The 24466-nt window shown below is 71.1% G+C and carries 21 protein-coding genes; 9 read left to right on the forward strand and 12 right to left on the reverse strand.

What is annotated here, in order from left to right; all coding sequences use genetic code 11:
* Nucleotides 1–24: 24 nt before the first annotated feature.
* The 4 genes from STRTUCAR8_RS23885 to STRTUCAR8_RS23900 all read right to left on the reverse strand — a co-directional run bounded on the left by STRTUCAR8_RS23885 (nt 25) and on the right by STRTUCAR8_RS23900 (nt 4570).
* Complete coding sequence (locus STRTUCAR8_RS23885; protein ID WP_006378547.1) at nt 25–786, reverse strand: SDR family NAD(P)-dependent oxidoreductase; 762 nt, start codon at nt 784–786, stop codon at nt 25–27.
* The gene (locus tag STRTUCAR8_RS23890; RefSeq protein WP_006378545.1) at nt 783–2294 is read right to left on the reverse strand and encodes an MFS transporter; all 1512 of its coding nucleotides are present in this window, start codon (nt 2292–2294) and stop codon (nt 783–785) included. The genes STRTUCAR8_RS23885 and STRTUCAR8_RS23890 overlap by 4 nt, the downstream gene beginning before the upstream one ends.
* An 8-nt stretch (nt 2295–2302) precedes the next feature.
* Nucleotides 2303–3973: an FAD-binding oxidoreductase gene (locus STRTUCAR8_RS23895; protein ID WP_199791705.1), complete on the reverse strand. Its 1671-nt coding sequence runs from the start codon at nt 3971–3973 to the stop codon at nt 2303–2305.
* 117 nt (nt 3974–4090) lie between these two features.
* Complete coding sequence (locus STRTUCAR8_RS23900; RefSeq protein ID WP_006378546.1) at nt 4091–4570, reverse strand: cupin domain-containing protein; 480 nt, start codon at nt 4568–4570, stop codon at nt 4091–4093.
* Between the two features lie 237 nt (nt 4571–4807).
* On the opposite strand from STRTUCAR8_RS23900, the gene STRTUCAR8_RS23905 reads away from it, so the two are divergent.
* The gene (locus tag STRTUCAR8_RS23905) at nt 4808–5977 is read left to right on the forward strand and encodes a transaldolase family protein (protein ID WP_006378537.1); all 1170 of its coding nucleotides are present in this window, start codon (nt 4808–4810) and stop codon (nt 5975–5977) included.
* Between the two features lies 1 nt (nt 5978).
* On the opposite strand, the gene STRTUCAR8_RS23910 is transcribed toward STRTUCAR8_RS23905, so the two are convergent.
* Nucleotides 5979–6686, reverse strand: a complete 708-nt coding sequence (locus STRTUCAR8_RS23910) for a 50S ribosomal protein L11 methyltransferase (protein ID WP_006378539.1) — start codon at nt 6684–6686, stop codon at nt 5979–5981.
* A 253-nt stretch (nt 6687–6939) separates the two neighbouring features.
* Between STRTUCAR8_RS23910 and STRTUCAR8_RS23915 the strand changes: the two genes are divergently transcribed.
* A complete protein-coding gene (locus STRTUCAR8_RS23915) occupies nt 6940–8916 on the forward strand; it encodes a helix-turn-helix domain-containing protein (protein ID WP_006378533.1) in 1977 nt (658 codons plus the stop codon).
* On the opposite strand, the gene STRTUCAR8_RS23920 is transcribed toward STRTUCAR8_RS23915, so the two are convergent.
* Both STRTUCAR8_RS23920 and STRTUCAR8_RS23925 read right to left on the reverse strand, forming a co-directional pair.
* A complete protein-coding gene (locus STRTUCAR8_RS23920; RefSeq protein WP_044472767.1) occupies nt 8892–10172 on the reverse strand; it encodes an IS701 family transposase in 1281 nt (426 codons plus the stop codon). The genes STRTUCAR8_RS23915 and STRTUCAR8_RS23920 overlap by 25 nt on opposite strands.
* A gap of 220 nt (nt 10173–10392) precedes the next feature.
* Nucleotides 10393–11562: a steroid 3-ketoacyl-CoA thiolase gene (locus tag STRTUCAR8_RS23925; RefSeq protein ID WP_006378552.1), complete on the reverse strand. Its 1170-nt coding sequence runs from the start codon at nt 11560–11562 to the stop codon at nt 10393–10395.
* Between the two features lie 268 nt (nt 11563–11830).
* Here STRTUCAR8_RS23925 and STRTUCAR8_RS23930 point away from each other — a divergent pair, with 268 nt between their 5' ends.
* Complete coding sequence (locus STRTUCAR8_RS23930) at nt 11831–13069, forward strand: cytochrome P450 (protein ID WP_006378536.1); 1239 nt, start codon at nt 11831–11833, stop codon at nt 13067–13069.
* 156 nt (nt 13070–13225) lie between these two features.
* Nucleotides 13226–14116 (forward strand): phytoene/squalene synthase family protein, encoded by an 891-nt coding sequence (locus tag STRTUCAR8_RS23935; RefSeq protein WP_044472763.1) that lies wholly within the window; start codon nt 13226–13228, stop codon nt 14114–14116.
* Nucleotides 14117–14166: 50 nt separating this feature from the next.
* On the opposite strand, the gene STRTUCAR8_RS23940 is transcribed toward STRTUCAR8_RS23935, so the two are convergent.
* The gene (locus STRTUCAR8_RS23940; protein WP_044472764.1) at nt 14167–16218 is read right to left on the reverse strand and encodes a bifunctional glycosyltransferase 87/phosphatase PAP2 family protein; all 2052 of its coding nucleotides are present in this window, start codon (nt 16216–16218) and stop codon (nt 14167–14169) included.
* Between the two features lie 283 nt (nt 16219–16501).
* Between STRTUCAR8_RS23940 and STRTUCAR8_RS23945 the strand changes: the two genes are divergently transcribed.
* Both STRTUCAR8_RS23945 and STRTUCAR8_RS23950 read left to right on the forward strand, forming a co-directional pair.
* A complete protein-coding gene (locus tag STRTUCAR8_RS23945) occupies nt 16502–17383 on the forward strand; it encodes a metallophosphoesterase (RefSeq protein ID WP_006378538.1) in 882 nt (293 codons plus the stop codon).
* Between the two features lie 55 nt (nt 17384–17438).
* A complete protein-coding gene (locus STRTUCAR8_RS23950) occupies nt 17439–18110 on the forward strand; it encodes an O-methyltransferase (protein ID WP_006378542.1) in 672 nt (223 codons plus the stop codon).
* A 33-nt stretch (nt 18111–18143) separates the two neighbouring features.
* Here the strand turns inward: STRTUCAR8_RS23950 and STRTUCAR8_RS23955 are convergent, their stop codons facing one another.
* Complete coding sequence (locus tag STRTUCAR8_RS23955) at nt 18144–18536, reverse strand: FHA domain-containing protein (protein WP_006378544.1); 393 nt, start codon at nt 18534–18536, stop codon at nt 18144–18146.
* A 155-nt stretch (nt 18537–18691) separates the two neighbouring features.
* Between STRTUCAR8_RS23955 and STRTUCAR8_RS23960 the strand changes: the two genes are divergently transcribed.
* Nucleotides 18692–19111: a DnaJ family domain-containing protein gene (locus tag STRTUCAR8_RS23960; RefSeq protein ID WP_006378548.1), complete on the forward strand. Its 420-nt coding sequence runs from the start codon at nt 18692–18694 to the stop codon at nt 19109–19111.
* Between the two features lie 86 nt (nt 19112–19197).
* On the opposite strand, the gene STRTUCAR8_RS54415 is transcribed toward STRTUCAR8_RS23960, so the two are convergent.
* Both STRTUCAR8_RS54415 and STRTUCAR8_RS23970 read right to left on the reverse strand, forming a co-directional pair.
* Nucleotides 19198–19815, reverse strand: coding sequence for a hypothetical protein (locus tag STRTUCAR8_RS54415; RefSeq protein ID WP_006378541.1), 618 nt, complete (start codon nt 19813–19815; stop codon nt 19198–19200).
* Between the two features lie 5 nt (nt 19816–19820).
* Nucleotides 19821–20420, reverse strand: a complete 600-nt coding sequence (locus STRTUCAR8_RS23970; RefSeq protein WP_044472765.1) for a hypothetical protein — start codon at nt 20418–20420, stop codon at nt 19821–19823.
* A 167-nt stretch (nt 20421–20587) separates the two neighbouring features.
* On the opposite strand from STRTUCAR8_RS23970, the gene STRTUCAR8_RS23975 reads away from it, so the two are divergent.
* Nucleotides 20588–21124 (forward strand): GNAT family N-acetyltransferase, encoded by a 537-nt coding sequence (locus STRTUCAR8_RS23975; RefSeq protein WP_044472766.1) that lies wholly within the window; start codon nt 20588–20590, stop codon nt 21122–21124.
* On the opposite strand, the gene STRTUCAR8_RS23980 is transcribed toward STRTUCAR8_RS23975, so the two are convergent.
* The gene (locus STRTUCAR8_RS23980; protein WP_006378535.1) at nt 21117–23174 is read right to left on the reverse strand and encodes an MDR family MFS transporter; all 2058 of its coding nucleotides are present in this window, start codon (nt 23172–23174) and stop codon (nt 21117–21119) included. The genes STRTUCAR8_RS23975 and STRTUCAR8_RS23980 overlap by 8 nt on opposite strands.
* A gap of 185 nt (nt 23175–23359) precedes the next feature.
* On the opposite strand from STRTUCAR8_RS23980, the gene STRTUCAR8_RS23985 reads away from it, so the two are divergent.
* A complete protein-coding gene (locus tag STRTUCAR8_RS23985) occupies nt 23360–24415 on the forward strand; it encodes a peptidoglycan-binding domain-containing protein (protein WP_006378550.1) in 1056 nt (351 codons plus the stop codon).
* Nucleotides 24416–24466: the final 51 nt, after the last annotated feature.

The following is a 24466-nucleotide window of genomic DNA, read 5'->3' on the forward strand; positions in this document are numbered from 1 at the left end:
CCCCGGACGGAAACAGAAGGTACGTCAGGAAGTGACGCCGCCGTCGACGACGAGGTCCTGGCCTACGACGAAGCTCGCCTCGTCGGACGCCAGCCACAGCACGGCGGCGACGATCTCGTCCGTCGTCGCGACGCGCCCGATCGGCACCACCGAGGCCAGCCGGGCGGCCCGGTCGGCGTCGGTCTCGCCGGGGCGCAGCGACATGGTGGTGTCGGTTGCGCCGGGGCTGACGGCGTTGATACGGACGTTGTCCTTGATGTGGTCCAGGGCGGCGACGCGCGTGAGGGTGCTGACGGCCGCCTTGGAGGCCGCGTAGGCGGCCATGCCGGGGCGTCGGCCGTGGTAGCCGATGTTGGACGCCGTGTTCACGATGGCGCCGCCGCCGTGCTCCCGCATGTACGCGATCTCCTGCTGCATGGACAGGAGTACGCCGGTCAGGTTGACGTCCAGCACGGACTGCCAGACGGCCAGGTCGAGGTCCGCGACCGGGGCCGGCTTGCCGAAGATGCCCGCGTTGTTGTGCGCGACGTCCAGGGCGCCGTGGCGCTCGACGGTCTCCCGCACCAGCCGGGCCATGTCCTCGGGCCGGCTGACGTCGGCGACGAGGGCGGTGGCGGTGCCGCCGTCCTCCTCGACGAGGCGCAGGGTCTCCTCGATCGACTCCGGACGCACTCCGGCGACGACCACGGTCGCGCCCTCGCGTGCGAAGGCCCGGGCGCTGGCCCGGCCGATGCCGGAGCCGGCTCCGGTGACGACGACGACCTTGCCTTTGAAACGGGCGGTCATAGGGGGTACTCCTCATGGGTCGGGGTGGGGGTCGGGGTGGTGTTCGGGGTGGTGTTCGGGGTGGGCGGCGTCCGCGGGCGGGAGCGCAGCAGGAAGAAGGCGCAGAGGGCCGCCGCCGCGAACGCCGCCGCGGCGACACCGATGGCGAAGCCGTATCCGGCCGCCTGGGCCGAGGCCGCGGCGCCGCCGGTGTGGTCCAGGTCCGCCGTGTGACCGGCGGCCAGCGTCACCAGTACGGCGAGGCCGACCGCCGGTCCCGCCTCCAGGGCGGTGTTGACCACGGCACCGGCCAGTCCCGCCTGTTCCTGCGGGACGTCGGCGGTCGCGGCGACGGTCGACGAGGCGAACACGAGGGCAGCTCCGGCGGGGAAGAGCAGCAGCCCGGCCAGTACGGCACCGACGTACGGTGTGTCCGCGCCGATGGTGCTCAGTGTGCCGAGGCCGAGGCCGGTGATCACCAGCCCCGCGACCAGGACCGTGCGCGGCCCGAAGCGCTGGACCAGGCTGCCGACGGTCATGCCGCTGGCGACCAGGGTGAGCCCGAAGGGCACGAACGCCGCCGAGGTCTCCAGGGCCGAATAGCCGCGCACCTGCTGGAAGTAGAGGGCGAGCATGAAGAAGATCGTGGTGATGCCCGTGGCCCCCAGGAAGACCGCGAACAGAGCGACCGCCCGGCGCGGCGAGGCGAGGAAGGACAGCGGCAGCAGCGGCTGCGGCACCCGGGACTCGGTGACGACGAAGCCCAGCAGCAGTACGGTGCCGCCGCCCAGGGCGCCGAGCGCCACGGGGGAGGTCCAGCCGCGTCCGGGTGCCTCGACGAGTCCGTAGCTGAGCAGGGCGATCCCGGCGGTGACCAGGACGGCGCCCAGGATGTCCAGCCTGCCGCCGCGCGGCGCCGGTCCCTCGGGGACGAGCCGGGGGGCCAGGGCGAGTGCCAGGGCCGCCACCGCGACAGGCAGGGCGAACGCCCAGCGCCAGTTGTCCCAGGAGGAGACGAGCCCCGACAGGAGCATGCCCGCGGTACCGCCGGACGCGGCGAGACCGCCCCAGAAGGCCATGGCACGGGCGTACTTGGCGGGTTCCCGGTGCAGGACACCCACCAGCGCCATGGCGGCCGGTACGGCCAGTGCCGCGCCGGCGCCCTGCACGAAGCGTGCCGCCAGCAGCATCCACAGCCCTGTGGACACCCCGGCCAGTGCCGAACTCGCCCCGAACACAAGGGTTCCGGTGAGGAACATCCGCCGGGTGCCGTACAGGTCGGCCAACCGGCCGCCGAGCAGGAGAAGTCCGCTGAACGACATGCCGTACGACGCGCCGAGCAGGGCCAGTTCGGCACCGCTCGCGTCGAACTCCCGCTGGATGTCCGGGAGTACGACGTTGAGAACGCTCATCGCGAGAATGAGCGCGAACTGGACCGAGGCGAGCAGGGCGAAGGCCCCCCTCGTGTGCGGCCGGGTGCCCACCGGCTCGGCCGCGGTCCCTGTCTCCTTGACGTCATGCTGCTGCACGGGTCGCCTCACGTCTGGTCGGGAAGGGCGATGGACTGCGAGTGCCGAAAGATGTTCCGCGGGTCGTAGACGGCCTTGATCCGCTGGAGACGCGGGTAGTTGCCCTTGTAGTAGAGCGTGTACCAGGGCACGCCCGTCGTGTTCTGCCGGGTGTCGGCGATGTCCGCGTCCGGGTAGTTGATGTAGCAGCCGTCCGTGGCCGCGCCCGGCACCGGGTAGCCGCCGGTGGCCGAGAAGACCTCGCCGTAGACGTCACGCACCCAGGAGATGTTCGCGTCGTCGGCCTCGGTGTCGCCCCAGAAGCTCTGGAAGAGCCCCTTGAAGACCGAGTCGCGCTGGGCGGCGGCCGTGTCCCCGGAGGCGACGGTGTTGATCTTCCCGCCGTAGGAGAGCAGGACGACCATGGAAGCGGGGTTCTGGTGGTCGGTGCGGGTCAGGTGCCGGTACATCGACGCGGCCTGCGCGTCGGTGACGTTCCGGCGCAGGTACGCCGACTTGTGGTGGCCGCGCAGCGTCGGGTTGGTCAGGGTCGGGTTGCTCGTGCCGAGCAGCTTCACCGAGGTCAGCCACGACAGCCGCTGCGGGGTGAACAGCTCGGGCAGCGCGCCCAGTTCACCGACGGGCTCGGACATCGGACGCGCGGCGCCCTCGGACAGGTCGGACGTGATCTCGGCGAGGAAGTCCGTGAGCACCCGCTCCGCGCCCGGCACGGTGGCGTCGACCTGGGTGAGCAGTCCGACGGCGCCGTTCGCCCGGTGGTTCATCATCAGGAAGCTGCACAGCGAGGCGGCGGCGGAGTCGGCTCCGGCGTTCTTCTCGTGCCAGGCCCCGAACTTCCGTACGAGGGCGGTGTACGCGTCCTTGTCCAGCTCGCTCCACGGGAGGGCCATCGCGCTGACCAGCACCTCCTTCGGCGGCCTGGGGAGCAGGGCCGAGGGGTCGGTGCCGGTGGCACCGGGGCTGCGGAACCAGTACCGCGTGATGATGCCGAAGTTGCCGCCCCCGCCGCCGGTGTGCGCCCACCACAGGTCGCGGTGGGGGTCGTCGGCCTCGCGGGTGGCGACCACGCTGCGGGCCTTGCCGGCGGCGTCCACGACGACGACCTCGACGGCGTACAGGTGGTCGACGGTCAGTCCGTGCCGGCGGGACAGCATCCCGTACCCGCCGCCGCTGATGTGGCCGCCCGCCCCGACCGAGTAGCACATGCCGCCGGGGATGGTGACGCCCCAGCCCTTGAACAGGGACTCGTAGATGTGGAGGAGGGTGGCCCCCGCGCCGACCTCGAAGGCCCGGCGGCTTTCGTCGTAGGAGACGGTGTCGAGCAGCGAGGTGTCGATGACGACCCGGACGTCCGGGTTGAACACGAAGTCCGTGTAGCAGTGGCCGCCGCTGCGGACCGAGATCCGCTTGCCCGCGTCCACGGCCTCCTGCACGGCCCGCACGACCTGCTTGGTCGTCCTGACGAGCCGGACGGAGTCGGGGCGGCCGACCCAGCGCGCGTTGTTGCCGACGACGAGGTCGGCGTAGCGGGGGTCCGAGGGGAGGACGGTGACGGCGTCGGCCGCGGTGGCGGCAGCCGTGGGAGAGGCGGTCGCCGCCGTCGCCGCGGGCGCGGTTTCGAAGGCGGCGGCGCCTATCGCGGCGGCGGCCGTACCGGTCAGAACACTGCGTCTTTTCATGAAACTCGCGGTCTCTTTCTGCATAGTCGCTCAGTCGTCGTTTCGTGATCGCCCGGCCGTCGCCCGGTCATCTCCCGGTCATTGCCCGGTCATCGCCCGGTCATCGCTTCTCGTCGGTCAGTCGCCCCAGACGAGGCCGAGTCCGAGGTTCTGCGCGAATTCCTGGGTCCGGTCCACCGACCATGAATCGCCGACCGGCGCGGACTTTCCCAGACGGGTCGGATAACCGGTTTCCGAGAAGAAGCGTTCGAATCCGCCGGGTGTGGTGATCACGTAGAAGCGGGCTGTCTCGCTCTCCACGAGGTAGGAATGCGGGATGCCTCGCGGCAGGAACAGCACGCCGGAGCCGTTGACGGTCTCGGTGCGGTCGCCGACCGTGAGGACGACCTCGCCACCCTCGACGATGAAGATCTCGTCCTCGGCGGTATGGGTGTGGCGGGCCGCCCGTTCCCCGGCCACGGCGCTGAAGTGGGTGATGCCGAGCGCGCCGCCGGTCTCCTCGGCGGTGAGCTTGGTGGTGACCACGGAGCCCTTTCCCCAGAGCCGGGCGACCCCCTCACCCTCGCGGCGGATCAGCGGCGACCGTCCGTCGAACACTGTGGTCAAGGTTTTCCTCCGGAGAACACAGAAGTCGGTTTCGGCCGTCCGGCCATCTGCTCTCCCGGGAGATTCACACGCGCCCGCCGTCGGCGGCAACGCGGGCGGTATTAGTTTGTCAGGTGCCGTTCTGGAGCACTTTCCGGAACGGACGGCAACTCCGCGCGAATACTTTGTCAGGTGCCCCGACCTCGAATACGGTCCTAGAATTCCGGCTGTCCACGGACGGAGGCAGCCTTGTCCACACGGCCATGTTCGGCAGTCGGCGGTGTTCTGAACCAGCTCACGGCGGAGGGGGTCCATCTCTGGCTCGACGACTTCCACCGTGGTCAGCTGGCCGACGGCAGCCTGCGCCGGATGGTGGCCGACGGTCTGGTCACCGGAGCCGTGTCCCGGCCGGCGGCCCTAATGCGCGCGATGACGGCGGACACCGGTGCGTACGGGGAGCGGCGCCCTCCCCTCTCGGAGAAACACCCGGACGAACACACCGGACACACGGCATGCGCGGAGGAACGCGTCTACGGCCTCCTCGCCGAGGATGCCCGGCGGGCCTGCGCCCTGCTGGACCCCGTCTTCCGGGCGACGGACGGCATGCTCGGCCGGGTCTCCGTCGGTGTGGCGCCCTCGCTGGCGTCGGACGCGGCGGCACTGACGGACCGGGCGCGGCGGCTCGCGGCGTCGGTGGGCCGGCCGAACGTACTGATCCGGGTCCCCGCGACCCCCCGGGGTCTGGTCGCCGCCGGTGACCTGCTCGCCGGCGGCATCGGCGTGCACGTCACGTCCGTCTTCTCCGTGGACCGGTACGCGCGGGCGGTGGACGTCTACTTCCGTGGCCTGGAACGGGCCACGGCGGGCGGCATCGCCGCGTCCGACGTCAGCTCGCTCGTCTCCCTGGACGTCGGCACGCTCGGCGCCCGGGTCGACTCCCGGCTGGCCGGCACGGCGGACCCGTCCGTCGCCGACGCCCTGCGCGGACGGGCCGGAACGGCCACGGCACGGCTCGTCTACCGCCGTTACGAGGAGAGCCTCGGGTGCCCGCGCTGGCGCGAGCTGGTGGCGCGGGGCGCCCGTCCGCAGCGCCTGCTGTGGACCAGCGAGGGCGCGGCGGACCGGGGAGACCCCGAGCCCTCGGAGGACCCGGAGATCTCCCACCTCATCGCCTGGATGACCCTGCACGCCCTGCCGCAGCCGGCGCTCGAAGCGCTGGCGCTGAACCAGCACGGGAGACTGCGTGGTGACACCCTGTCAGGTTCCCGTGCGGCGGCCTGCGCCGTCTTCGACGCCCTCGAACAGGCGGGCGTCACCGTGGAATCGGTCGCCCACGAGCTGGAACAGGCCGAGCACGAACGGGAGTTGACGGTGTGGGGCGAACTGGTGACAGCGGTCGCGGCGAACCCGGGCGCCTGACCTAGTTCTCGTCGTCCGCCCGGATCTCCAGCAGCAGATGCTCGACCACGTCTCCCCGGTCGAGCACGTCGAGCTTGGCCAGCGGTCGCAGCTGCCGCCGCGTCTCGGCGCCGATCCGGTGCAGCCCGTCCAGGTCCCCCCTGCTGCTGAAGTGCAGCAGAGCCCGGCCCTCGTCCGTCACCCGGCGAGGCGCCTCGTCCACGTACCGGCGGTGGGCCCGGTACCCCGGGTCCACGTAGGCCCGCTCCAGGACCGCCCCGAACCGGAAGTCCTCCGGCGCCCGGACGTACGGCGAGCTCCAGACGACCGTGTCGAAGCGCTGCCCGGGCGGCAGTTGTGCGAAGAGGTCGCTGTGCACGGCCCGGACGCGGTCGGCCACCCCGTGCCGTCGTGCGTTGAGCGCGGCGTTCTCCACGGCTTCCGCGTTGATGTCGGAGGCGACGACCGGCGCACAGCCCGCGAGGGCCGCCGTCACGGCGACGACGCCGGTACCGCACCCCACCTCCAGGAACGCGCCGCGCCAAGGGAGTTGGGCCTGCTCCATGAGGTCCAGCACGATCTCGGTCGTACCGGCGTGCAGCGGTGCGAAGACCGAGTCGAGGAGGTCCCACTCACGCCCGCGCAGCGAGAAGACCCCGGGCCGGTTCTCCGGCAGCATGGAGTCCCGGCTGCGTGCGAGTGAGCGCAGATGGCTCTGGGTTTCCGACATGACGACTCGACGTCCCTCTCCCCCGTGGCAGGCACCGTAATGGGTACCCGGGGCGATCTTTCCCTGAACTACCGCAGGTGCGACAGGTGCTCCGGCCACACATCCGAAGGCGGATCATGGTGATCCGGCCCTACACCGGCGGAACACATCACACCGGCGTCGGGTTGCTGCCCCCACGGCCAGGAAGTTAGCCTCCCGAAGGGACGTGCCAGAGGTACTGGGGGGACATGGCCCTTGATCAGAGGGGTCGGCAATGCCAGGGGAGCCGCCTGAGCCAGCCACCGACGCGACCGCGCTGTCCGTCCTGGGGCTGCTCGCGGAGGGGGCACCGGCGGCGCGGTTCGAGGAACTCCTGCGCACCGCACGGCGCGAGAACGCCTCCCCGGAGACCCTCGCCGAGCTGGAGGACGCCGTCAGGCTGGCCTTCCGGGTGCTCTCCCTGTTCAGCCACGCCCAGCAGCGGGAGGCCGGGCTCGCCGCGCTCGTCGACACGGCCCACGACCTCACGCTGGTGCGGAACCTGGACACCCTGCTGCACGAGATAGCCCGCCGGGCTCGCCGTCTGCTGAACTTCGACATGGCCTACATCGGGCTGCGCGACGAGGAGGACGGCTGCTCGTACATCAGGGTCGCCGAGGGCCAGACCACCTCGCTCAGCGTGGGTCTCAGGACCAGCGACGACTCCGGTATCGGCAGCCTCGTCCAGTCGACCCGGGCACCGGCCTGGACCTCCGACTACCTCTCAGACGAGCGGCTCCCGCACTCCTTCGACATCGACTCGGTCGTACGGGCCGAGGGCCTGCACGCCGTCGTGGCGGTGCCCCTCGGCTACGGCACGACGGCCTTCGGCACGCTCTACGGCGCCAACCGGACCGTGCGGCACTTCTCGCCGGACGAGATCAGCCTCATGCGCTCGCTGGGCAATCTGGCGGCCGTCGCCATCGAGCGCGCACGGCTGCTGGAGGAGACCAGGGCCGAGGTCGCCGAAGCCGAACGGGACAGTTCACGGGCCCGCAGCAGTCTCGACGCGCAGCGCCGCGTCGAGGAGTCCTACATCCATCTGATCGACCTGGTCCTGAACGGCTGTGATCCGCAGACCCTCGCCGAGGCGGCCGTCCAGGACCTGACGGGTTCGCTGGCCGTCCGCGACTGCGTGGGACGCCCGGTCGTCGAGATCGGCACCCTGCCCGACCTCGCCGAGGACGACATCCGCGGCTGGACGTACGACGCCCACGCCGCGGGCCGTCCGGTGCCGATGCCCACGCACGGCGGCTGGGTCGCACCGGTCACCGCCGGCTGCGAGAACCTCGGCGCGATCGTGCTGATCCCCGATGAGCCGCTCACGGACGGCTTCGGTGTCCGTCTGCTCCAGCTGACCGCGCGGTCGGTGGCCCTCATCCAGCTCATGCAGCGCACCACGGTCGTGGCCCACGACCAGATCCGCGACGAACTCTTCGACGAGCTGCTCAGCGGCGTCCGCCCACTGCCCCGTCAACTCACCCCGCGCGCACGCCGGTTGGGCATAGCCATCGACGAACCCCACGTCATGGTGGTCGCTCGCCCCGAGGGCGGCACCCCGGGCTCGGCGAGCAGAACGGCGGCCTGGGCCTCGTCGTACGCGCACCGCACGTCCGGGCTCATGAAGGTGTACGACGGCTGCGTACGGCTCCTGCTGCCCGGCGAGGACCCGGCCGCCGCCGCCGACGCCGTGTCCAGGGAACTGTCGCCGCTCCTCGGACACCTCGTCACGATCGGCGCGGCCGGACCCGTCGTGGGCCCCGACCAGGTGGCGCAGGCCCACCGCGAGGCGCTCAGCTGCCTGGAGGCGCTCACCGAGCTAGGCAACCTGGGCGGTGTCGCGACCCCGCAGCAGATGGGCTTCCTCGGTGTGCTCCTCTCGGAGACCCGCGGGGTCGACGACTACGTGGCGACGGTGATCGGCCCCGTCCTGGACTACGACGTGCAGCGCTTCACCGAACTGACCCGGACCCTGGAGGCGTACTTCGCCTCCTCGGCCAGCCCGACCCACGCCGCCTCGGCGCTGCACGTGCACCCGAACACGGTCTCCCGGCGTCTGGAACGCATCACCGAACTCCTCGGCGCCGGCTGGCAGGAGCCGGAGCGGGCGCTGGAGATCCAGCTGGCCCTGCGCCTGCACCGGGCCCGGCGCACCCTGAACCACCGGCAGACCGACCGGTCCGGCGCTCAGGCCGAGAGCACCCGCGTGTAGAGCGACTCGTCGTCCACCGGATCGGCCGCGTCCGCCAGCGCGGTCACGGCGTGCGCGGCGGAGGCGAGCGTCATGTGGCGGTGCCACCCGCTGAACGAACGTCCCTCGAAGTCCCGCATACCGACCCGTTCCCCGATCCGCTCCTCGTCCAGGGCGACGCGCCGTGTCAGACGCGCGAGCCGCAGCACATCGCCGACGGACGAGAACGCCGAGGTCGAGGCCGGTGCGGCCAGCCAGAGGTCGGGCGAGGCCGTCCCGCCGTCGCGCCACTCGGCGATCAGAAGCAGTTCGGTCGGCGACTGCGGCACCAGGGCGGTCGGCGGCCCGGCGGTCCTCGTACGGACGCCGGCCCCGAAGCCCGGCCGGGGAAGCCGTACCCGGACCGCCGCCACGAGAGAGGTACGGCGGCCCGTGGCACCGACGCCCGGTTCCCGCCACGACACCGGGCGGCGCAGTCCCCGCAGCGACTCCATGATCTGCCGCGCCGGGGCGGCACCGGCCCGGTACCCGGGCAGCGTCCGGTCGGCCACGGTCAGCCGGGTGTTCCCGCGCACCCGTGTGAGCAGCGGGACCCTGGCCTTGGTGAAGGCGTCCAGCACGCCGTGGAGGTTCTCCGGCGGCAGGTCCAGTACGACGGGTCGCGTCGGCGCCTCCCAGAGTCCCGGGACGCTGAGGGCGGTGGCGGTGGCGCACTCGTCGAGGCTCTCCGCCCGGGCGCTGTCGGGGATCTCGGCCCGCCGGCGCCGACGCGGGTCGGTGAGCCAGAGCTCGGGCAGCCGCAGCCGCCACTGCACGGGAACGCTCACCCGGTCGTCGGCGGCCCAGGCTCCGAAGGCCAGTTGTCCGTTGAGTTCCTGTCCCCGCTCGGGCGCCGGCTGGCGCGCCACACCGACCGAGTGCTCACCGGCCTTGGCGACGAACAGTGGCCGTACGACCCAGGCGAGCGGCGGACGTACCGCGCCGGCACGGGTGGCCAGGGCTGTACGTATCGGGTCCCAGTCCCAGGTGGAACTGCTGATGAAGTGATGCAGACCCTGCTCGACCGCGCTGTCGTCGGCGAGTGCGGCGCGGGCGGCGAGCGCGGCGATGTTCCGGATGGACTTGCGCCCCGGCACCGCCAGCAGCCCGGTCAGATACTGCCGCGCCTTGAGCCGCTGGTCGCTTCTCGGCAGCGACTCGAACAGTTCGGAGCACAACTGGGCGCTGGGCAGGTCTGGTTGTCGGTGAGTGTGACGGCTTGTGGCCCGGCGTTGGATGGTGGCTTCTGCGTTCACGTGATCCCCCGGCTCGCGAACTCCATTGCTGTGCCACCAAGCCTGGCCGTCCGGAGCCGCCACCGGGAGGTGGGCCGATCACACACCTACGGATCGCGGAGGTGACGGGCCCACCCGGCCCGGGACACGGTCGCGCAGCGCGTCGTGTACCCGGTGCGGCCGGTCGGGCGCCGTCACCCCCGTCGGGGCTCGCTGCCCGCGTTCACAACCGCTGGATGATCGTTCCCGTCGCCAGTGCCCCGCCCGCACACATGGTGATCAGCGCGAACTCCTTGTCCACGCGCTCCAGTTCGTGCAGTGCCGTGGCGATAAGGCGGGCCCCGGTCGCCCCGACCGGATGCCCGAGGGCGATGGCCCCGCCGTTCACGTTCACCTTGTCCAGGTCCTGTTCGAAGACCTGCGCCCAGCTCAGCACCACGGAGGCGAACGCCTCGTTGATCTCGATCAGGTCGATGTCCTTCAGCGTCATACCCGCCTTGCCGAGCACAGCCCGGGTCGCGTCGATCGGACCGTCCAGATGGAAGTGCGGGTCGGACCCCACCAGCGCCTGGGCCACGATCCGCGCCCTCGGCCGCAGCTTCAGCGCCCGTGCCATCCGCTTCGACGCCCAGAGGATCGCGGCCGAACCGTCGCTGATCTGGGACGAGTTGCCCGCCGTATGGACAGCGGTCGGCATGATCGGCTTCAGGGAGGCCAGCGCGTCGATCGACGTGTCCCGCAGCCCCTCGTCCCGGTCGACGAGCCGCCACATGCCCTGCCCGGCGCCCTGTTCCTCCTCCGTCGTCGGCACCTGGACGGCGAAGGTCTCCCTCTTGAACCGTTCCTCCGCCCAGGCGACCGCCGCCCGTTCCTGGGAGAGCAGCCCCAGCGCGTCGACGTGGTCGCGGGTCAGCTCACGCCTGCGGGCGATCCGTTCCGCCGCCTCGAACTGGTTGGGCAGGTCCACGTTCCACTCCTCCGGGAACGGTTTCCCGGGGCCGTGCTTGGACGCCGATCCCAGCGGCACCCTCGACATCGCCTCGACCCCGCAGCTGATGCCGACGTCGATGACACCCGCCGCGATCATGTTGGCGACCATGTGCGAGGCCTGCTGCGAGGAGCCGCACTGGGCGTTGACCGTCGTCGCCGCGGTCTCGTACGGCAGGCCCATGGTCAGCCATGCGGTGCGGGCGGGGTTGGCGGACTGTTCGCCGGCCTGAGTGACCGCGCCGCCGACGATCTGTTCGACGCAGTCGGCGGGAATGCCGGTGCGGCCCAGGAGTTCGCGGTAGGTCTCGCCCAGCAGGTAGGCGGGGTGGAGGTTGGCGAGCGCGCCGCCGCGCCTGCCGATGGGAGTGCGTACGGCTTCGACGATCACGGGTTCCGCGGCCATGGTGGGGAGTTCCTCTCCTCAGGGCACCCGCGCGGCGCGGGCGTCCCGGCCACCCGCCACGCAGAACTAGTACGCGTTCTAGTTCTGCCTGCAGTCTGCTGACGGCCCGTCCGGCACCGCAACCCCCTTGCAGCGCCCGATAACACGAGCGGTGCCCGGAATTCGGGGTGTCGCACCCCTTGCCTCTTCTGGAACCCGTTACTACCTTCTCGACACCCACTCATTCCTGATGGACCGTCAGATACTGTTCGGATGACGGGAGTTTTTGATGGCACCCTGCCCCGCGTTGCCCGAAGGGTTCGACTTCACCGACCCTGACGTGCTGCAACACCGCGTACCTCTCCCGGAGTTCGCCGAGCTGCGCGCCACCGAGCCGGTCCACTGGGTGCCCCAGCGCCCCGGCATCGCGGGCTTCGCCGACGACGGCTACTGGGCTGTCACCCGGCACGCGGACGTCAAGTACGTGTCCACACATCCGGAGTTGTTCTCCTCCACCACCAACACGGCGATCATCCGCTTCAACGAGCGCATCGAGCGCGACGCGATCGACGCCCAGCGGCTGATCCTGCTCAACATGGATCCGCCCGAGCACACCCGTGTCCGCCAGATCGTGCAGCGCGGCTTCACTCCGCGCGCGATCCGTGCCCTGGAGGACAACCTGCGAAACCGCGCGCTCGCCATCGCCGCGAACGCCGCCGCCCGCAACGGCCCCTTCGACTTCGTCACCGAGGTCGCCTGCGAACTGCCCCTCCAGGCCATCGCGGAGCTGATCGGCATCCCGCAGGAGGACCGCCTCCGGATCTTCGAGTGGTCCAACAAGATGATCTCGTACGACGATCCGGAGTACGCGATCACCGAGGAGGTCGGCCAGGAGTCGGCCATGGAGCTCATCGCCTACGCCATGAACATGTCCGCCGACCGCAAGCAGTGCCCGGCGAAGGACATCGTCACCACGCTGGTGGCCGCGGCGGACGAAGGCAACCTCGCCTCGGACGAGTTCGGCTTCTTCGTGCTGATGCTGGCCGTCGCGGGCAACGAGACGACCCGCAACGCCATCACCCACGGCATGCACGCCTTCCTCACCCACCCCGACCAGTGGGAGCTGTACAAACGCGAACGCCCGGCCACGACCGCCGAGGAGATCGTGCGCTTCGCGACCCCCATCGTCTCCTTCCAGCGAACGGCCACCCAGGACACGGAGCTGGGCGGCCAGAAGATCAAGGAGGGCGACCGCGTCGGCCTGTTCTACTCCTCCGCCAACCGCGACCCCGAGGTCTTCGACTCCCCGGACGTCTTCGACATCACCCGCGACCCCAATCCGCACCTCGGCTTCGGCGGCGGAGGCCCGCACTTCTGCCTCGGCAAGTCCCTGGCCGTCATGGAGATCAACCTGATCTTCAACGCCCTCGCCGACGCCATGCCGGGCCTCACCCTGGTCGGCGACCCGCGCCGGCTGCGCTCGGCCTGGGTCAACGGCGTCAAGGAACTCCAGGTGAGCGCGGGCTAGCCCGCGGCCCTGTCGCATACTCGGGCCGGCGGCATCCCGGCGTCGCCGGCCCGTCCCCACGTGAGGCAGGGGCGCATCCACGCCCCGCCCCTGCCTCCGCCCAGCACCCGCCGTAGACTGCGAAGGCAACTGCAACTACGACGGTGAGGCGTGCCGGTGCGATCCTGGCAACGTTGTCTGGACGCGGCGGGAGTGACCGGCGGTTCGGACCGCGCCGCTTATCTGAAGGCCAAGCAGTTCATGCTGAGCCGGGAACCCGCCGGACATCTGGCGGTACGGCTGCTGATCCCCGCCCGCCTCCAGCCCCACATCCTCGCCGGATACGCGTTCGCGTCGTTCACGGACGACCTGTGCGACCGGGGCACGGTGGCGGAGCGCACGCAGCGCTACGCGGGCTGGGCCGAGCAGGTGCGCACGGCTCTGGACACCGGAACCGCCCGCCACCCCCTGCTGCGGGCCTTCCTGCACACCGCCGAGGCACGTGAACTGCCGCGCTCCTGGGTCGACTCGTACCTCGTCGGGGCCGAGATCGACCTGGACTTCGCCGGGTTCACGACCGAGGACGACTACCAGGCGTACATCGACACACTCACCTGGCCGTTCCTCATGATCACCTCGGGCCTGTCGATGCCGGGCGGCGGCAGCCCGGCCTTCGCGGACAGCTGCCGCCTGCTCGCCGACGCCTGCCAGCGCACCGACTTCCTCACCGACCTGGCCGAGGACCTGGGCGAGGGCCGCCTCTACCTCCCCACCGACGACCTGGAGAAACACGGCGTCGTACGGTCCGACCTGGAGCGCGGCCGAGACCTCCCCGGCGTCCGCTCCCTGCTCTCCGCGACCGCGGAGACGGCCTACGCGACCCTCCGCGAGGCCACCCGGATCATCGACGAACTCCCGGAGGAACAGCGCCCGTTGACCCGCTTCGTGATCCTCCTGCACGCCCAGCGCCTGCGCCGGGCGACAGCGATGGGCGCGGCGGTCCTCCGCCGCCCGGTACGGGACGACCCGATCGCGTGCCTGCGCATTCTGGTCCGGGCTCACGTATAAGGGGCGCGGGGAACCGCGCGACCAGCCGCCACGGGCCCGCAGCCGACGAACTACTTCAGCGCACCATCCTGCACAGCCCCCGACCGCTCACCATCACCCTCCGCGACCCGCACAACCACGCGAGCCCGCGGCCCCATGAACAGGTACGACAAGCCGAACCCCGCGAAAACCACTGCGGCCCCGCCGACGGCATCCAGCACCCAGTGGTTCCCCGTGGCGACGATCGCGGACACCGTGAACAGCGGATGCAGCAGCCCCAGCACCTTCATCCACCCCTTCGGCGCCACGATCGCGATGACGAGCCCGCACCACAGCGACCACCCGAAGTGCAGCGAGGGCATCGCGGCGTACTGGTTGGTGAGCGCCGTGAGCGTCCCGTAGTCCGGCTTGGAGAAGTCCTGGACGCCGTGCACGGTGTCGATGATGCCGAGGCCCGGCATCAGACGCGGCGGCGCCAGCGGGTAGAGCCAGAACCCGACGAGGGCGAGCAGCGTGGCGAAGCCGAGGGAGGAGCGGGCCCAGCGGTAGTCGACGGGGCGGCGCCAGTACAGGACGCCGAGCACGGCCAGCGGCACGACGAAGTGGAACGACTCGTAGTAGAAGTCGAAGAAGTTCCGCATCCAGCCGATCCGCACGACCGTGTGGTTGACCCAGTGCTCGATGTCGATGTGCAGGAACTTCTCGATGTCGTGGATCTGGTGCCCGTGCGCCTCGGCGGTGGACCGGCCACCGGTGGTCGTCCCGCCGGTCGCGGCGAGCCGGACCTTCTGGTAGGCGGCGTACGTGACCCGGATCAGTATCAGTTCGAGGAGGAGGTTCGGGCGGGTGAGCACCCGGCGCAGGAAGGGCAGCAGCGGAACGCGGCGGAAGCGCGCGGGTACCGGCGGCGCGTAGTCCGTGGGGACCGGTGAGCGGTAGTGCTCCGAGGCCCGGGACAGGAAGGGTACGAAGGTGGCGGCGGCGACCGCGGCCAGCAGCACGACGTTGTCACGGACCGGGTGGAGCACGGCCGCGTTCGGGATGACCATCTTGGCGGGCAGCGTCATCACGATGATGACGGCGACCGGCCACATGTAGCGGTCGGAGGCGCGCTTGCCGACCCGGCCGACGACCGCGAGCAGCACCCACAGCAGCTGGTGCTGCCAGGTCGTGGGCGAGACCGCGACGGCGGCGCAGCCGGTGATCGCGACCGCCAGCAGCAGCTGACCGTCCTGGGCGTAGCGCACCGCCCGGCGCAGGCCGAGGACGGCGACACCCGCGCCGAGCGCCAGGAACAGGCCGATCTCGAGGGGGCCGTCGAAGCCCAGCCGCAGCAGGGCGCCGTGCAGGGACTGGTTGGCGAGGTCGTCGGCGGCGCCGCCGAGCCCGGCCCCGCCCAGGTGGTGGACCCAGTAGGTGTACGAGTCGTCCGCCATCGCGACCCAGGCGAGCGCGGTGCAGGCGGCGAAGGTGATCCCGGCGGAGACGGCCGCCCGGCGCCGGCCGGTGAACCACAGCAGCGGCGCGAACAGCAGCACGGTGGGCTGGAGGGCCGCGGCGAGGCCGATGAGGGCGCCCGCGGCGCGTTCCTCGCGTGCGACGAAGCAGCCGAGGAGGACCAGCAGGACGGGGATGATGCTGGTCTGGCCGAGGTGGAGGGTGTTGCGCACGGGCAGCGACAGCATCAACAGGCTGATCGCGACGGGCGCGGCGAGCAGCGAGGTGCGTCGGGCCACGGGCGCCGGCAGGGCGCGGGCGGCGATCACGCCGAGAGCGACGACCAGCAGCAGCGTGCCGAAGGTCCAGCCCCAGCCGAGGGCCTGCTCGGCGGCCCGGGTGAGCGGCTTGAGGACGAGCCCGCCGAAGGGGGTGCCGGTGAACTGCGTGGAGTCGTAGAGCGAGCCCTTCACATGCAGCACGCCGTCGGGCCCGACCCAGGTCTCCAGGTCGGTCAGCCGGTCCGCCTTCGGGGTGCTGAGGACGGCGGCCACCTGTCTGACCGCCAGGACGGCGACGATGAGCCAGAGCGCCGCACGAGCCACTTTCAGCCGTGCCCGCACCGTCCCGGCGGCGCCCGTTCCGAAGGCACCTCCCGCTCCACCACCGTGTTCCGCGTTTGCCACGCCTCGTAGGCCTCCCGCCACATCTGCCCCGTACACCCCGTGGGCACCTTTTGTCCCACGCGTCTCATCCTGTACGAATGTTTAGAGAATCGCACTGCCTTCTGTGAGAGACGCGAGCAACCCCCCTCTCCACCTGAGGGACATCTACCTTTTGTCCTGCATTCAGTCCTGCATTATGTCCTGCATTCGGTCCTGCCTTCGGTCCTGCGTTGATTCAGGCCGGATCGGACGAGGTCCGCCCAGGACGACCATGGCCCGTCCGGGCGGGAGTAGCGTCGCGGGGATGCGGATCCTTCATCTGTCGGACACCCACATCGACCACGCCGGCGCACCCGCCCGCCACGGCGTCGACCCCACCGCGTCACTGCGTCGGATACTCACCGACGTCTCGCGTCTCACGGGCCTCGGGGCCGTCGTCGTCAGCGGGGATCTCGCGGACAGCGGGGCACCCGAGGAGTACGCGGTCGTACGGGACCTCGTGGGCGCGTTCGCCCGGGAGCGGGGCATCCCCGTGTTCTGCGCCACCGGCAACCACGACGAGCGCGGCGCCTTCGCCAAGGTCCTGGGCAGCGGGCATCTGGACCCGGCCGGCAAAGACCGGGCCGAAGCCCGCCTCACCTCCCCCGACGGCGAGTTGGCGGCGTCGAGCACGGTCGGCGGGCATCGGATCGTCACCCTCGACTCGCTCGTGCCGGGCAAGGTGTACGGATATCTCGGCGCCGCCCAACTCGACTGGCTGCGCGAGCTGTTGCGCACCCCGGCGGCACACGGCACGACCGTCGTGCTGCACCATCCGCCGGTCGACCTCGGCACAGCCCTCCAGCGGGCGATGGGGCTCGGCAACCGGGAGGACCTGGCCGACGCGGTCCGGGGTAGCGACGTACGGCTGATCCTGTGCGGCCACTTCCATCTGCAGATCATGGGGTACCTGGAGGCGGTGCCCGTGTGGGTGACGCCTGGAGTGGTCAACCGGATCGACCTGACCGGCCCGGCGGGCACGGAACGGGCGGTGCGCGGGGCCTCGGCCACGCTCGTCGACCTGGGCTCGCCGCACAGCCCGCTGTTCCACACGCTGCACGCCCGCGACCCCCGGGCCGGTGAGACGGTCTACGAACTCGACGAGGCGCGGATCACCGACCTGGTCATCCGTGAGGGCTACAAATGATTCGGCACACTCCCCGCACCTCCCATCCCGGTCCCGAACGGAAGGCACGACTTTCATGAGCGAGTCCCAGCGCTGGGAAGACGTCGACGACTACTTCACCACCCTCCTCGCCCCGGCCGACGACGTCCTGGAGGCGACACTGCGCGACAGCGACGCGGAGGGGCTGCCGCACATCAGCGTCGCCCCGAACCAGGGCAAGCTGCTCCAGCTGCTCGCCCAGATCCAGGGCGCCCACCGCATCCTGGAGATCGGCACCCTAGGCGGCTACAGCACCATCTGGCTGGGCCGCGCGCTCCCCGCCGACGGTCGGCTGATCACCCTGGAGTACGACGAGAGGCACGCCGAGATCGCCCGCCGCAACCTCGCCCGGGCCGGCCTGGACACCATCACCGAGGTGCGGACGGGCCCCGCCCTGGAGTCGCTGCCCAAGCTGGCCGACGAGAACCCGGCGCCGTTCGACCTGGTCTTCATCGACGCCGACAAGGCCAACAACCCGCACTACGTGGAGTGGGCCCTGCGGCTGACCACCACGGGCAGCCTGATCATCGTCGACAACGTGGTGCGCGGGGGCGCCGTGGCCGACGCGAACTCCACCGACCCGAGCATCCGGGGCACCCGCGCGGCTCTGCAACTCATCGCCGAGCACCCGAGGTTGAGCGGCACCGCGGTGCAGACGGTGGGCAGCAAGGGGTACGACGGCTTCGCGCTGGCGAGGGTGGTGGCGTAGCCGGCACACCTCGCCGGCCCCGCCCGCCGGTGCTCAACCCTCGTGGTAGAAGCCCACGTTGACACTGCGCGGCCCGGTGCGGTCCTGGACGATGATCTCTCCGGCACCGCCCCGGGGCAACGGCACGCTTCCGCCGTACGGCACGGTCTGGGCGTACTCGCCGACCACCAGCCGGACTTCGGAGGACGGGTCGGGCTGGGAGCCCTGCAGCCAGGAGAGGTGCCAGGTGTTGTCCGGGCCGCACAGGAACTCCAGGTGGACCCGTGAGACGAACAGCCAGTCGTCGGGGGTCACGAGACGGCACACCGCCTTGTCCCGGCCCACCCGCATGATGGCCCCCGGTTCGCTGGGCGCCTCGGCCATGAGCATGCCGGCCGTGGCGCCGGCTTCCGTCCCGGAGACGGTAGCCATGGTGAGTTCGAGCACGTGCGCTCCTTCTGAACGGTCACCGAAGGTGACCCGACCGTCCTCACGGACCAATCGTTGCTGAACAGTCCCTGTACGCCAGCTATGTTGCCGTACGCCGCCGCATGATAAATCGCCCCGTCGTCGCCTTGGGCCAGGTCCGGCACAATGGACACATGACCGAACGCAAACCACCCGGTGTGAGTTTCGAGTCCTGGGTCGACCGGCAGATCCGCGAGGCGGAGGCGCGCGGGGAGATCGCCGCGCTTCCCGGTGTGGGCAAGCCGCTGTCCGACGGTCCTGACACGTCGTACGACGAACTGTGGTGGGTCAAGCAGAAAATGGCCCGCGAGGGGCTGTCGGTCCTGCCGCCGACGCTGGCCCTGCGCAAGGAGGCGGAGGACGCGTTGGCGGCGGCGCGCCGGGCCCCTTCCGAGGGGGCGGTCCGCCGGATCGTGACGGAGATCAACGTCAAGATCCGCGACATGATGTTCAAGCCCCCGCCCGGCCCCCCGCTGGGCCTGAAGCCGTACGACGTCGACGAGGTCGTACGCGAGTGGCGGGAAGCGCGGGAGACGCGGGCGGGACAGGCGTAGCAGTCGGAGCGGAGACGGGTGGTGCGTAGCCTCGGCCTGCGCGCCGGGGCCTGGGCCGTGACCGGGCCCGGGGCGCGGTGAAGGCCTCAGCTGTGCAGCAGCCGTTCCGCCAGTTCGCGGTAGTCCCGCAGGGCGAGACGGAGCCGCTCGGTGTCGCCGCCGTCGGTGCCACCGGTGGACTGCAGGGTGGCTCGCACGGTACGGCGGCTGCGCTCGATCGCCTCCGTGAAGCGCTCGGTGACTTCCTCCAGTACGCGGTCGGCCTCCTCGACGGACTCCTGGGGGCCGTCCACGAACCCGGTGACGGCGTGCTGGAGCCGCAGGGTGAGCTTGTCCCGCTCGTCCTGCGCGAGCAGCGCGGCCCCGTGGGACGTCCGGCCCTCGTGAGCCCGGGTGGGCGCCGGGGCGGCTACGGGCGGCGGTACGGCGGAAGCGCCGGCCGGCTTCCCGGCCTCGGCCTTCTCGCCGAGCGGCCTCACACCGGTGGGACGGTCGCCGGCCGGTCCTTCACCGGGCAGCCGTTCACCGGGCGACCTGTCGCCGGGCAGCCGTTCGCCGAACGGCTTTTCGCCGGTCGCCCGCTCACCGGTGGCCCTCTCGTGAGCCGACCTCTCGGCGGCCGTCCGCTCCGGATCCAGCCGCCCGGTGTCCGGTTTCGTCGTGTTGCCGCTGATGTTGGCGTTGCGCTTGCCGATGTCCGTCATGTGCGTCAACTCCCCTTCAACTGAAGCTTATTGAGTCGCGACTTCGACTTCGCCCGGGGCCGCTCCCCCTCGCCGACCAGATCGTCGAAGAAGGCTCGGGCCTCGATCATCGCCGTGCGCATCTCCTCTGTGTCGGCCCGCTCCGCGCGAGCCGCGTGGTGCACGCGCCGGTAGCCGTGCACATGCTGGGCGTGGTGCACCGAGAGCGCGGCGAACTGTTCCTCGTACTGGCCGCCGTCGGGGAAGCCGCGGGCGCCGGCCAGCTCGGCGAGGAGCAGGTCCGCGTCGGCGACCGCCTGGTGCGGCGACTCGACGAACTGTTCCTGGGCGGCCGTCCAGCGGGCCGCGAACCGCTCGCGCTCGGCGGGCTCCAACGGCCGTTCCCGCAGGTCGCCGTGGCGCTGGACACGCTCGGTGAGTTCATGGTCGGCAGCCTTGGTGTCCCCGTCGTGGCGGGAGACGACCCGGTCGTACTCGGGCCCGAAGCGCCGTTTCAGATTGCGTGGACCGTTTGCGCCGGCGGCCCGCCGGTTCAGGGCGAGCGCGCCGATGACGACGGCCGCGACAACGAGCACGATCAGAACGATGAGCACTCCTGTGGACATGAACGCCTTCCGGATTCCTCGACCGACTTCTCGACCGACCCGACCGACAGTCCGAACAGGCCGGTTAATCCACCGGGTTGCCCGGAAGTCGCTCCCCAAACAGCCCGGGGCGGGACCCGCAGGTCACGCGTAATCGAGTTGCGCACCCGGTGGGCCGGCTGCCGAGAATGCCGGTCATGACCTGGACGATCGCCCCGGAACCCTTCGACTCCCCTGTCGCCGCCGCGCTCTGGCGGGCGTACTACACGGAGGTCAGCGACCGCTGGTACCTCCTGCACCAGGGCCGGCGCACGGAGCCCGCCGAGCTGGAGCGCGAGGTCTCGGCCCAGTCGGGCGCCGAACTCGCCCCGCCGGGCGGCCAGTTGCTCGTCGCCCGGTACGACGGCGAGCCGGCCGGCAGCGCGGGCGTACGGCTCCTCGACGCCACGACCGGTGAGCTGACCCGGGTCTTCCTGTACGAGGGGATGCGAGGGAAGGGCGGCGCCGCCCTTCTGGTGGCCGCGGCGGAGGACGCCGCACGGGCCCTCGGCGCCCGGCACCTGGTCCTGGACACCCGCTCCGACCTGGTCGAGGCACGCGCCCTGTACGCACACCTCGGCTACACGGAGACCGGGCCTTACAACGACAGCGAGTACGCCGAACACTGGTTCCGGAAGACCCTGGTCGACCGGGGCGACCCGGCCGGGCCGGAGAGCCTCAACTGAGCCTGTCCGCCGAGCCGTTGTGCGGCTGTTCGGCGTCCGAGCCGCAGAGTTCCTCGTTCAGCAGCTTCACCAGCTGGACCAGGTCGGTGGGACGGTCCGGGCCCCACCAGTCACCCAGCAGCTCGGCCAGGGACTCCTCACGGGCCTCGGCGAGCCGTTCGGCGGTCTCGTGCCCCGCGTCCGTGAGGACCAGGTCGAGGCCCTCGCGTACGGCGAGCCGGCGCTCCTCGACCTGCCGGGCGGCCTCGATGATCACGGTCAGCGGTACGAGGCTGCGCTCGGCCAGGACCGCGGGCTCCACCCAGCCGTACCGCCGGATGCGCAGCAGCAGCCAGCTCGCCGCCGGATACAGGTCGAGGCCGGCCCGTGCGGTGATCGTCCGGTAGATCTCACGTCGCCCCTCGCGGGTGCCGAGCACGGACAGCGCGCGGCACACCTCGTCGTAGGACGACCGCTGGACCGGGTTGCTGGCGAGGGTCTCCGTGACGTCGGGGGCGGTCACCGAGCCGCGCAGCCGGTCCTCGCGCAGGAACCAGGCGAGGACGAAACCGAGAACGGCGACCGGAACGGCGTACAGGAAGACATCGGTGATGGCGGACGCGTAGGCGTGCAGCGCGGGCGGTCGCAGTGCCGAGGGCAGGGCGGCGATGCCACGCGGGTCGGACTCCAGGGCGTCCGCCGAGACCCCGGCGGGCAGTCGTACGCCCCGGAACGCGTCGGTGAGCTTGTCGCCGAGGCGGCCGGCGAAGACCGTACCGAAGACGGCCACGCCGAAGGAGGCGCCGATGGAGCGGAAGAAGGTGGCGCCGGAGGTGGCGACGCCCAGATCCTCGTACGAGACCGCGTTCTGCACGATCAGCACCAGGACCTGCATGACCAGGCCGAGGCCCAGCCCGAAGACGAGGAAGTACGCGCTCATCTCGCCGGTGGAGCTGTGCTCGTCGAGCTGATGGAGCAGCAGGAGGCCGAGGGCGGTGACGCCGGTGCCGGCGATGGGGAACACCTTCCAGCGGCCCGTACGGCTGACGATCTGCCCGGAGACGGTGGAGGCGACGAGCAGGCCCAGCACCATCGGCAGCATGTGCACGCCCGACATGGTCGGGGAGACACCGTGGACGACCTGCAGGAACGTCGGCAGATAGGTCATCGCGCCGAACATGGCGAAGCCGACGATGAAGCTGATGACGGCCGTGAGGGTGAAGGTGCGCAGCCGGAACAGTTTGAGCGGGAGGACGGGTTCGGCCGCCCGTCGCTCGACGAGGACGAAGACGACGGCGAGCACGACCCCCAGCACCGCGAGGCCGACGATCCGCGCCGAGCCCCAGCCCCAGGAGGCGCCGAGGGAGGTGACGAGGATCAGACAGGTGGCGACTGAGGCGATGAGGAGGGTGCCCAGGTAGTCGATGACATGCCGTGCGGACCGGCGCGGGATGCGCAGGACGGTCGCGATCACGGCGAGGGCGACCGCGCCGACGGGAAGGTTGACGTAGAACACCCAGCGCCAGCTGAGGTGTTCGGTGAAGAGGCCGCCGAGCAGCGGGCCGAGCACACTGGTCGCGCCGAATACGGCACCGAACAGGCCCTGGTAGCGGCCCCGTTCACGCGGCGGGACCAGATCCCCGACGATCGCCATCGACAGCACCATCAGCCCGCCGCCACCGAGCCCCTGGAGCGCCCGGAAGCCGATCAGCTGGGGCATGTTCTGCGCCATGCCGCACAGCGCGGAGCCGATCAGGAAGATGACGATCGCGGCCTGGAACAGCCGTTTCCGGCCGTACTGGTCGCCGAGTTTGCCCCAGAGGGGGGTCGCGGCGGTCGACGCGAGCAGATAGGCGGTGACCACCCAGGACAGGTGGTCCATGCCTCCCAGGTCGCTGACGATGGTCGGCAGCGCGGTCGACACGATGGTCTGGTCGAGGGCGGCGAGCAGCATGCCGAGCAGCAGGGCGCCGATGGAGACGAGCACGTTCCCGGGCACGTGTTCGGGCCCACGCGTCGCCGGTCGCCCGTCCGCGACATCCCCCACCCTGCCGTGCGCTTCCGCGGCCATGAACTCCTCCTGTGACTCTCGCGACACCCCCATCGTGGTCGGTGTGACCTGTTATGGCCTGTCGAATCCTCATGAGATTCGCCGGAACCCCGGATTCCGGGGGCTTCCGGGAGAAGGTGTGAAGAGGCTTTGGATAACCTCGGACATTCGCACGGGGGTTCGTACGGGGAAGGAACCGACACGCAGTGAACGATCCGAAGGGGCACGTGTGTCCGGAGTGCGGCGCGCCCCGGGGAGCCGACAACACGCCCTCCTGTGCCTGCGCCGAACGTGCGGCCGACGCCCACCTGGAGAACCGGTCGGCGGAGGCAGCGGCGGCGGAGGACTTCGACCCGCTGCGCATACGCCCGTACGTGGAACTGACCCCGGAAACACCTGCCTCGCCCGCGTCGCCGTCGTCGCCCTCGTCGTCCGAGCACCCGGCCCCCGACGGGGCAGCCGAGGTCACGATGCCGATGGCGGCGATCCAGGAGCCCGCCTGGGGGACGGACGAACCGGCGACCACCATGCTGCCGCCCTTACCGCAGCCCTCGGGTGCCCCGGCCTACCCCGCTTACTCCACCGACTACACCGCCTCCACCGACTCCACCGCCTCCACCGACTCCACCGACTCCGTCGAGAACGAGCAGCTGGACGGTTCGGGCCGTCGCCCCCGGGTCCTGCTCCTCGGCGCGGCCGGAGCTGTCGTGGCCGTACTGGCGGCGGGCGGACTGGCCGTCGGGATGTTCACGTACGACAAACCGGCCCGGGACGACACGTCCGCCCAGGAGGTACGGGAGCGTGTGCCGGCGGCGACGACCAGCGCGGCGTCCCCGACCCCGTCGAGCAGTCCTACGCCGTCGGCGTCGGCGTCGCCCACTCCCACCCCGTCCCTCAGCCCGACCCCGACCCTCTCGCCCACACCGGCGGCCCCTCCCGCGACCCCGTCCAGGTCGGCCACCCCGACCCAGGCACCGACGACCGCACAGGCCACCGGCACGATCACACCGGCCCCCGGCGGCGACGACAAGGACACCACCCCTGTCCTGCGCCCCGGCGACCACGGCGACGAGGTCCTCGAACTCCAGCTGCGGCTACGCCAGTTGGCGATCTACCTCAACGACACGGACGGTGTCTACGACGCCAACGTCGAGACCGCGGTGACCACCTACCAGACGACGCGTGGCATCAACGCGGACGAACCCGGCGTGTACGACCGGACCACCCGCACACGGCTGGAGTCGGAGACGACCGAGCCATAGGCTGCGCAGGCTGGGCGGCAGTTGGCACCGGCGTCAGCGTGACCGACCTTC

It is taken from the genome of Streptomyces turgidiscabies Car8 (assembly GCF_000331005.1).
Taxonomy (GTDB): Bacteria; Actinomycetota; Actinomycetes; order Streptomycetales; family Streptomycetaceae; genus Streptomyces; species Streptomyces turgidiscabies.

What these genes read in the sequence shown, in the direction of transcription:
- STRTUCAR8_RS23885 (WP_006378547.1), bottom strand. Translation starts at nt 786, where the DNA reads ATGACCGCCCGTTTCAAAGGCAAGGTCGTCGTCGTCACCGGAGCCGGC.
- STRTUCAR8_RS23895 (WP_199791705.1), bottom strand. Translation starts at nt 3,973, where the DNA reads ATGAAAAGACGCAGTGTTCTGACCGGTACGGCCGCCGCCGCGATAGGC.
- STRTUCAR8_RS23910 (WP_006378539.1), bottom strand. Translation starts at nt 6,686, where the DNA reads ATGTCGGAAACCCAGAGCCATCTGCGCTCACTCGCACGCAGCCGGGAC.
- STRTUCAR8_RS23915 (WP_006378533.1), top strand. Translation starts at nt 6,940, where the DNA reads ATGCCAGGGGAGCCGCCTGAGCCAGCCACCGACGCGACCGCGCTGTCC.
- STRTUCAR8_RS23925 (WP_006378552.1), bottom strand. Translation starts at nt 11,562, where the DNA reads ATGGCCGCGGAACCCGTGATCGTCGAAGCCGTACGCACTCCCATCGGC.
- STRTUCAR8_RS23930 (WP_006378536.1), top strand. Translation starts at nt 11,831, where the DNA reads ATGGCACCCTGCCCCGCGTTGCCCGAAGGGTTCGACTTCACCGACCCT.
- STRTUCAR8_RS23945 (WP_006378538.1), top strand. Translation starts at nt 16,502, where the DNA reads ATGCGGATCCTTCATCTGTCGGACACCCACATCGACCACGCCGGCGCA.
- STRTUCAR8_RS23950 (WP_006378542.1), top strand. Translation starts at nt 17,439, where the DNA reads ATGAGCGAGTCCCAGCGCTGGGAAGACGTCGACGACTACTTCACCACC.
- STRTUCAR8_RS23960 (WP_006378548.1), top strand. Translation starts at nt 18,692, where the DNA reads ATGACCGAACGCAAACCACCCGGTGTGAGTTTCGAGTCCTGGGTCGAC.
- STRTUCAR8_RS54415 (WP_006378541.1), bottom strand. Translation starts at nt 19,815, where the DNA reads ATGACGGACATCGGCAAGCGCAACGCCAACATCAGCGGCAACACGACG.
- STRTUCAR8_RS23970 (WP_044472765.1), bottom strand. Translation starts at nt 20,420, where the DNA reads ATGTCCACAGGAGTGCTCATCGTTCTGATCGTGCTCGTTGTCGCGGCC.
- STRTUCAR8_RS23975 (WP_044472766.1), top strand. Translation starts at nt 20,588, where the DNA reads ATGCCGGTCATGACCTGGACGATCGCCCCGGAACCCTTCGACTCCCCT.
- STRTUCAR8_RS23980 (WP_006378535.1), bottom strand. Translation starts at nt 23,174, where the DNA reads ATGGCCGCGGAAGCGCACGGCAGGGTGGGGGATGTCGCGGACGGGCGA.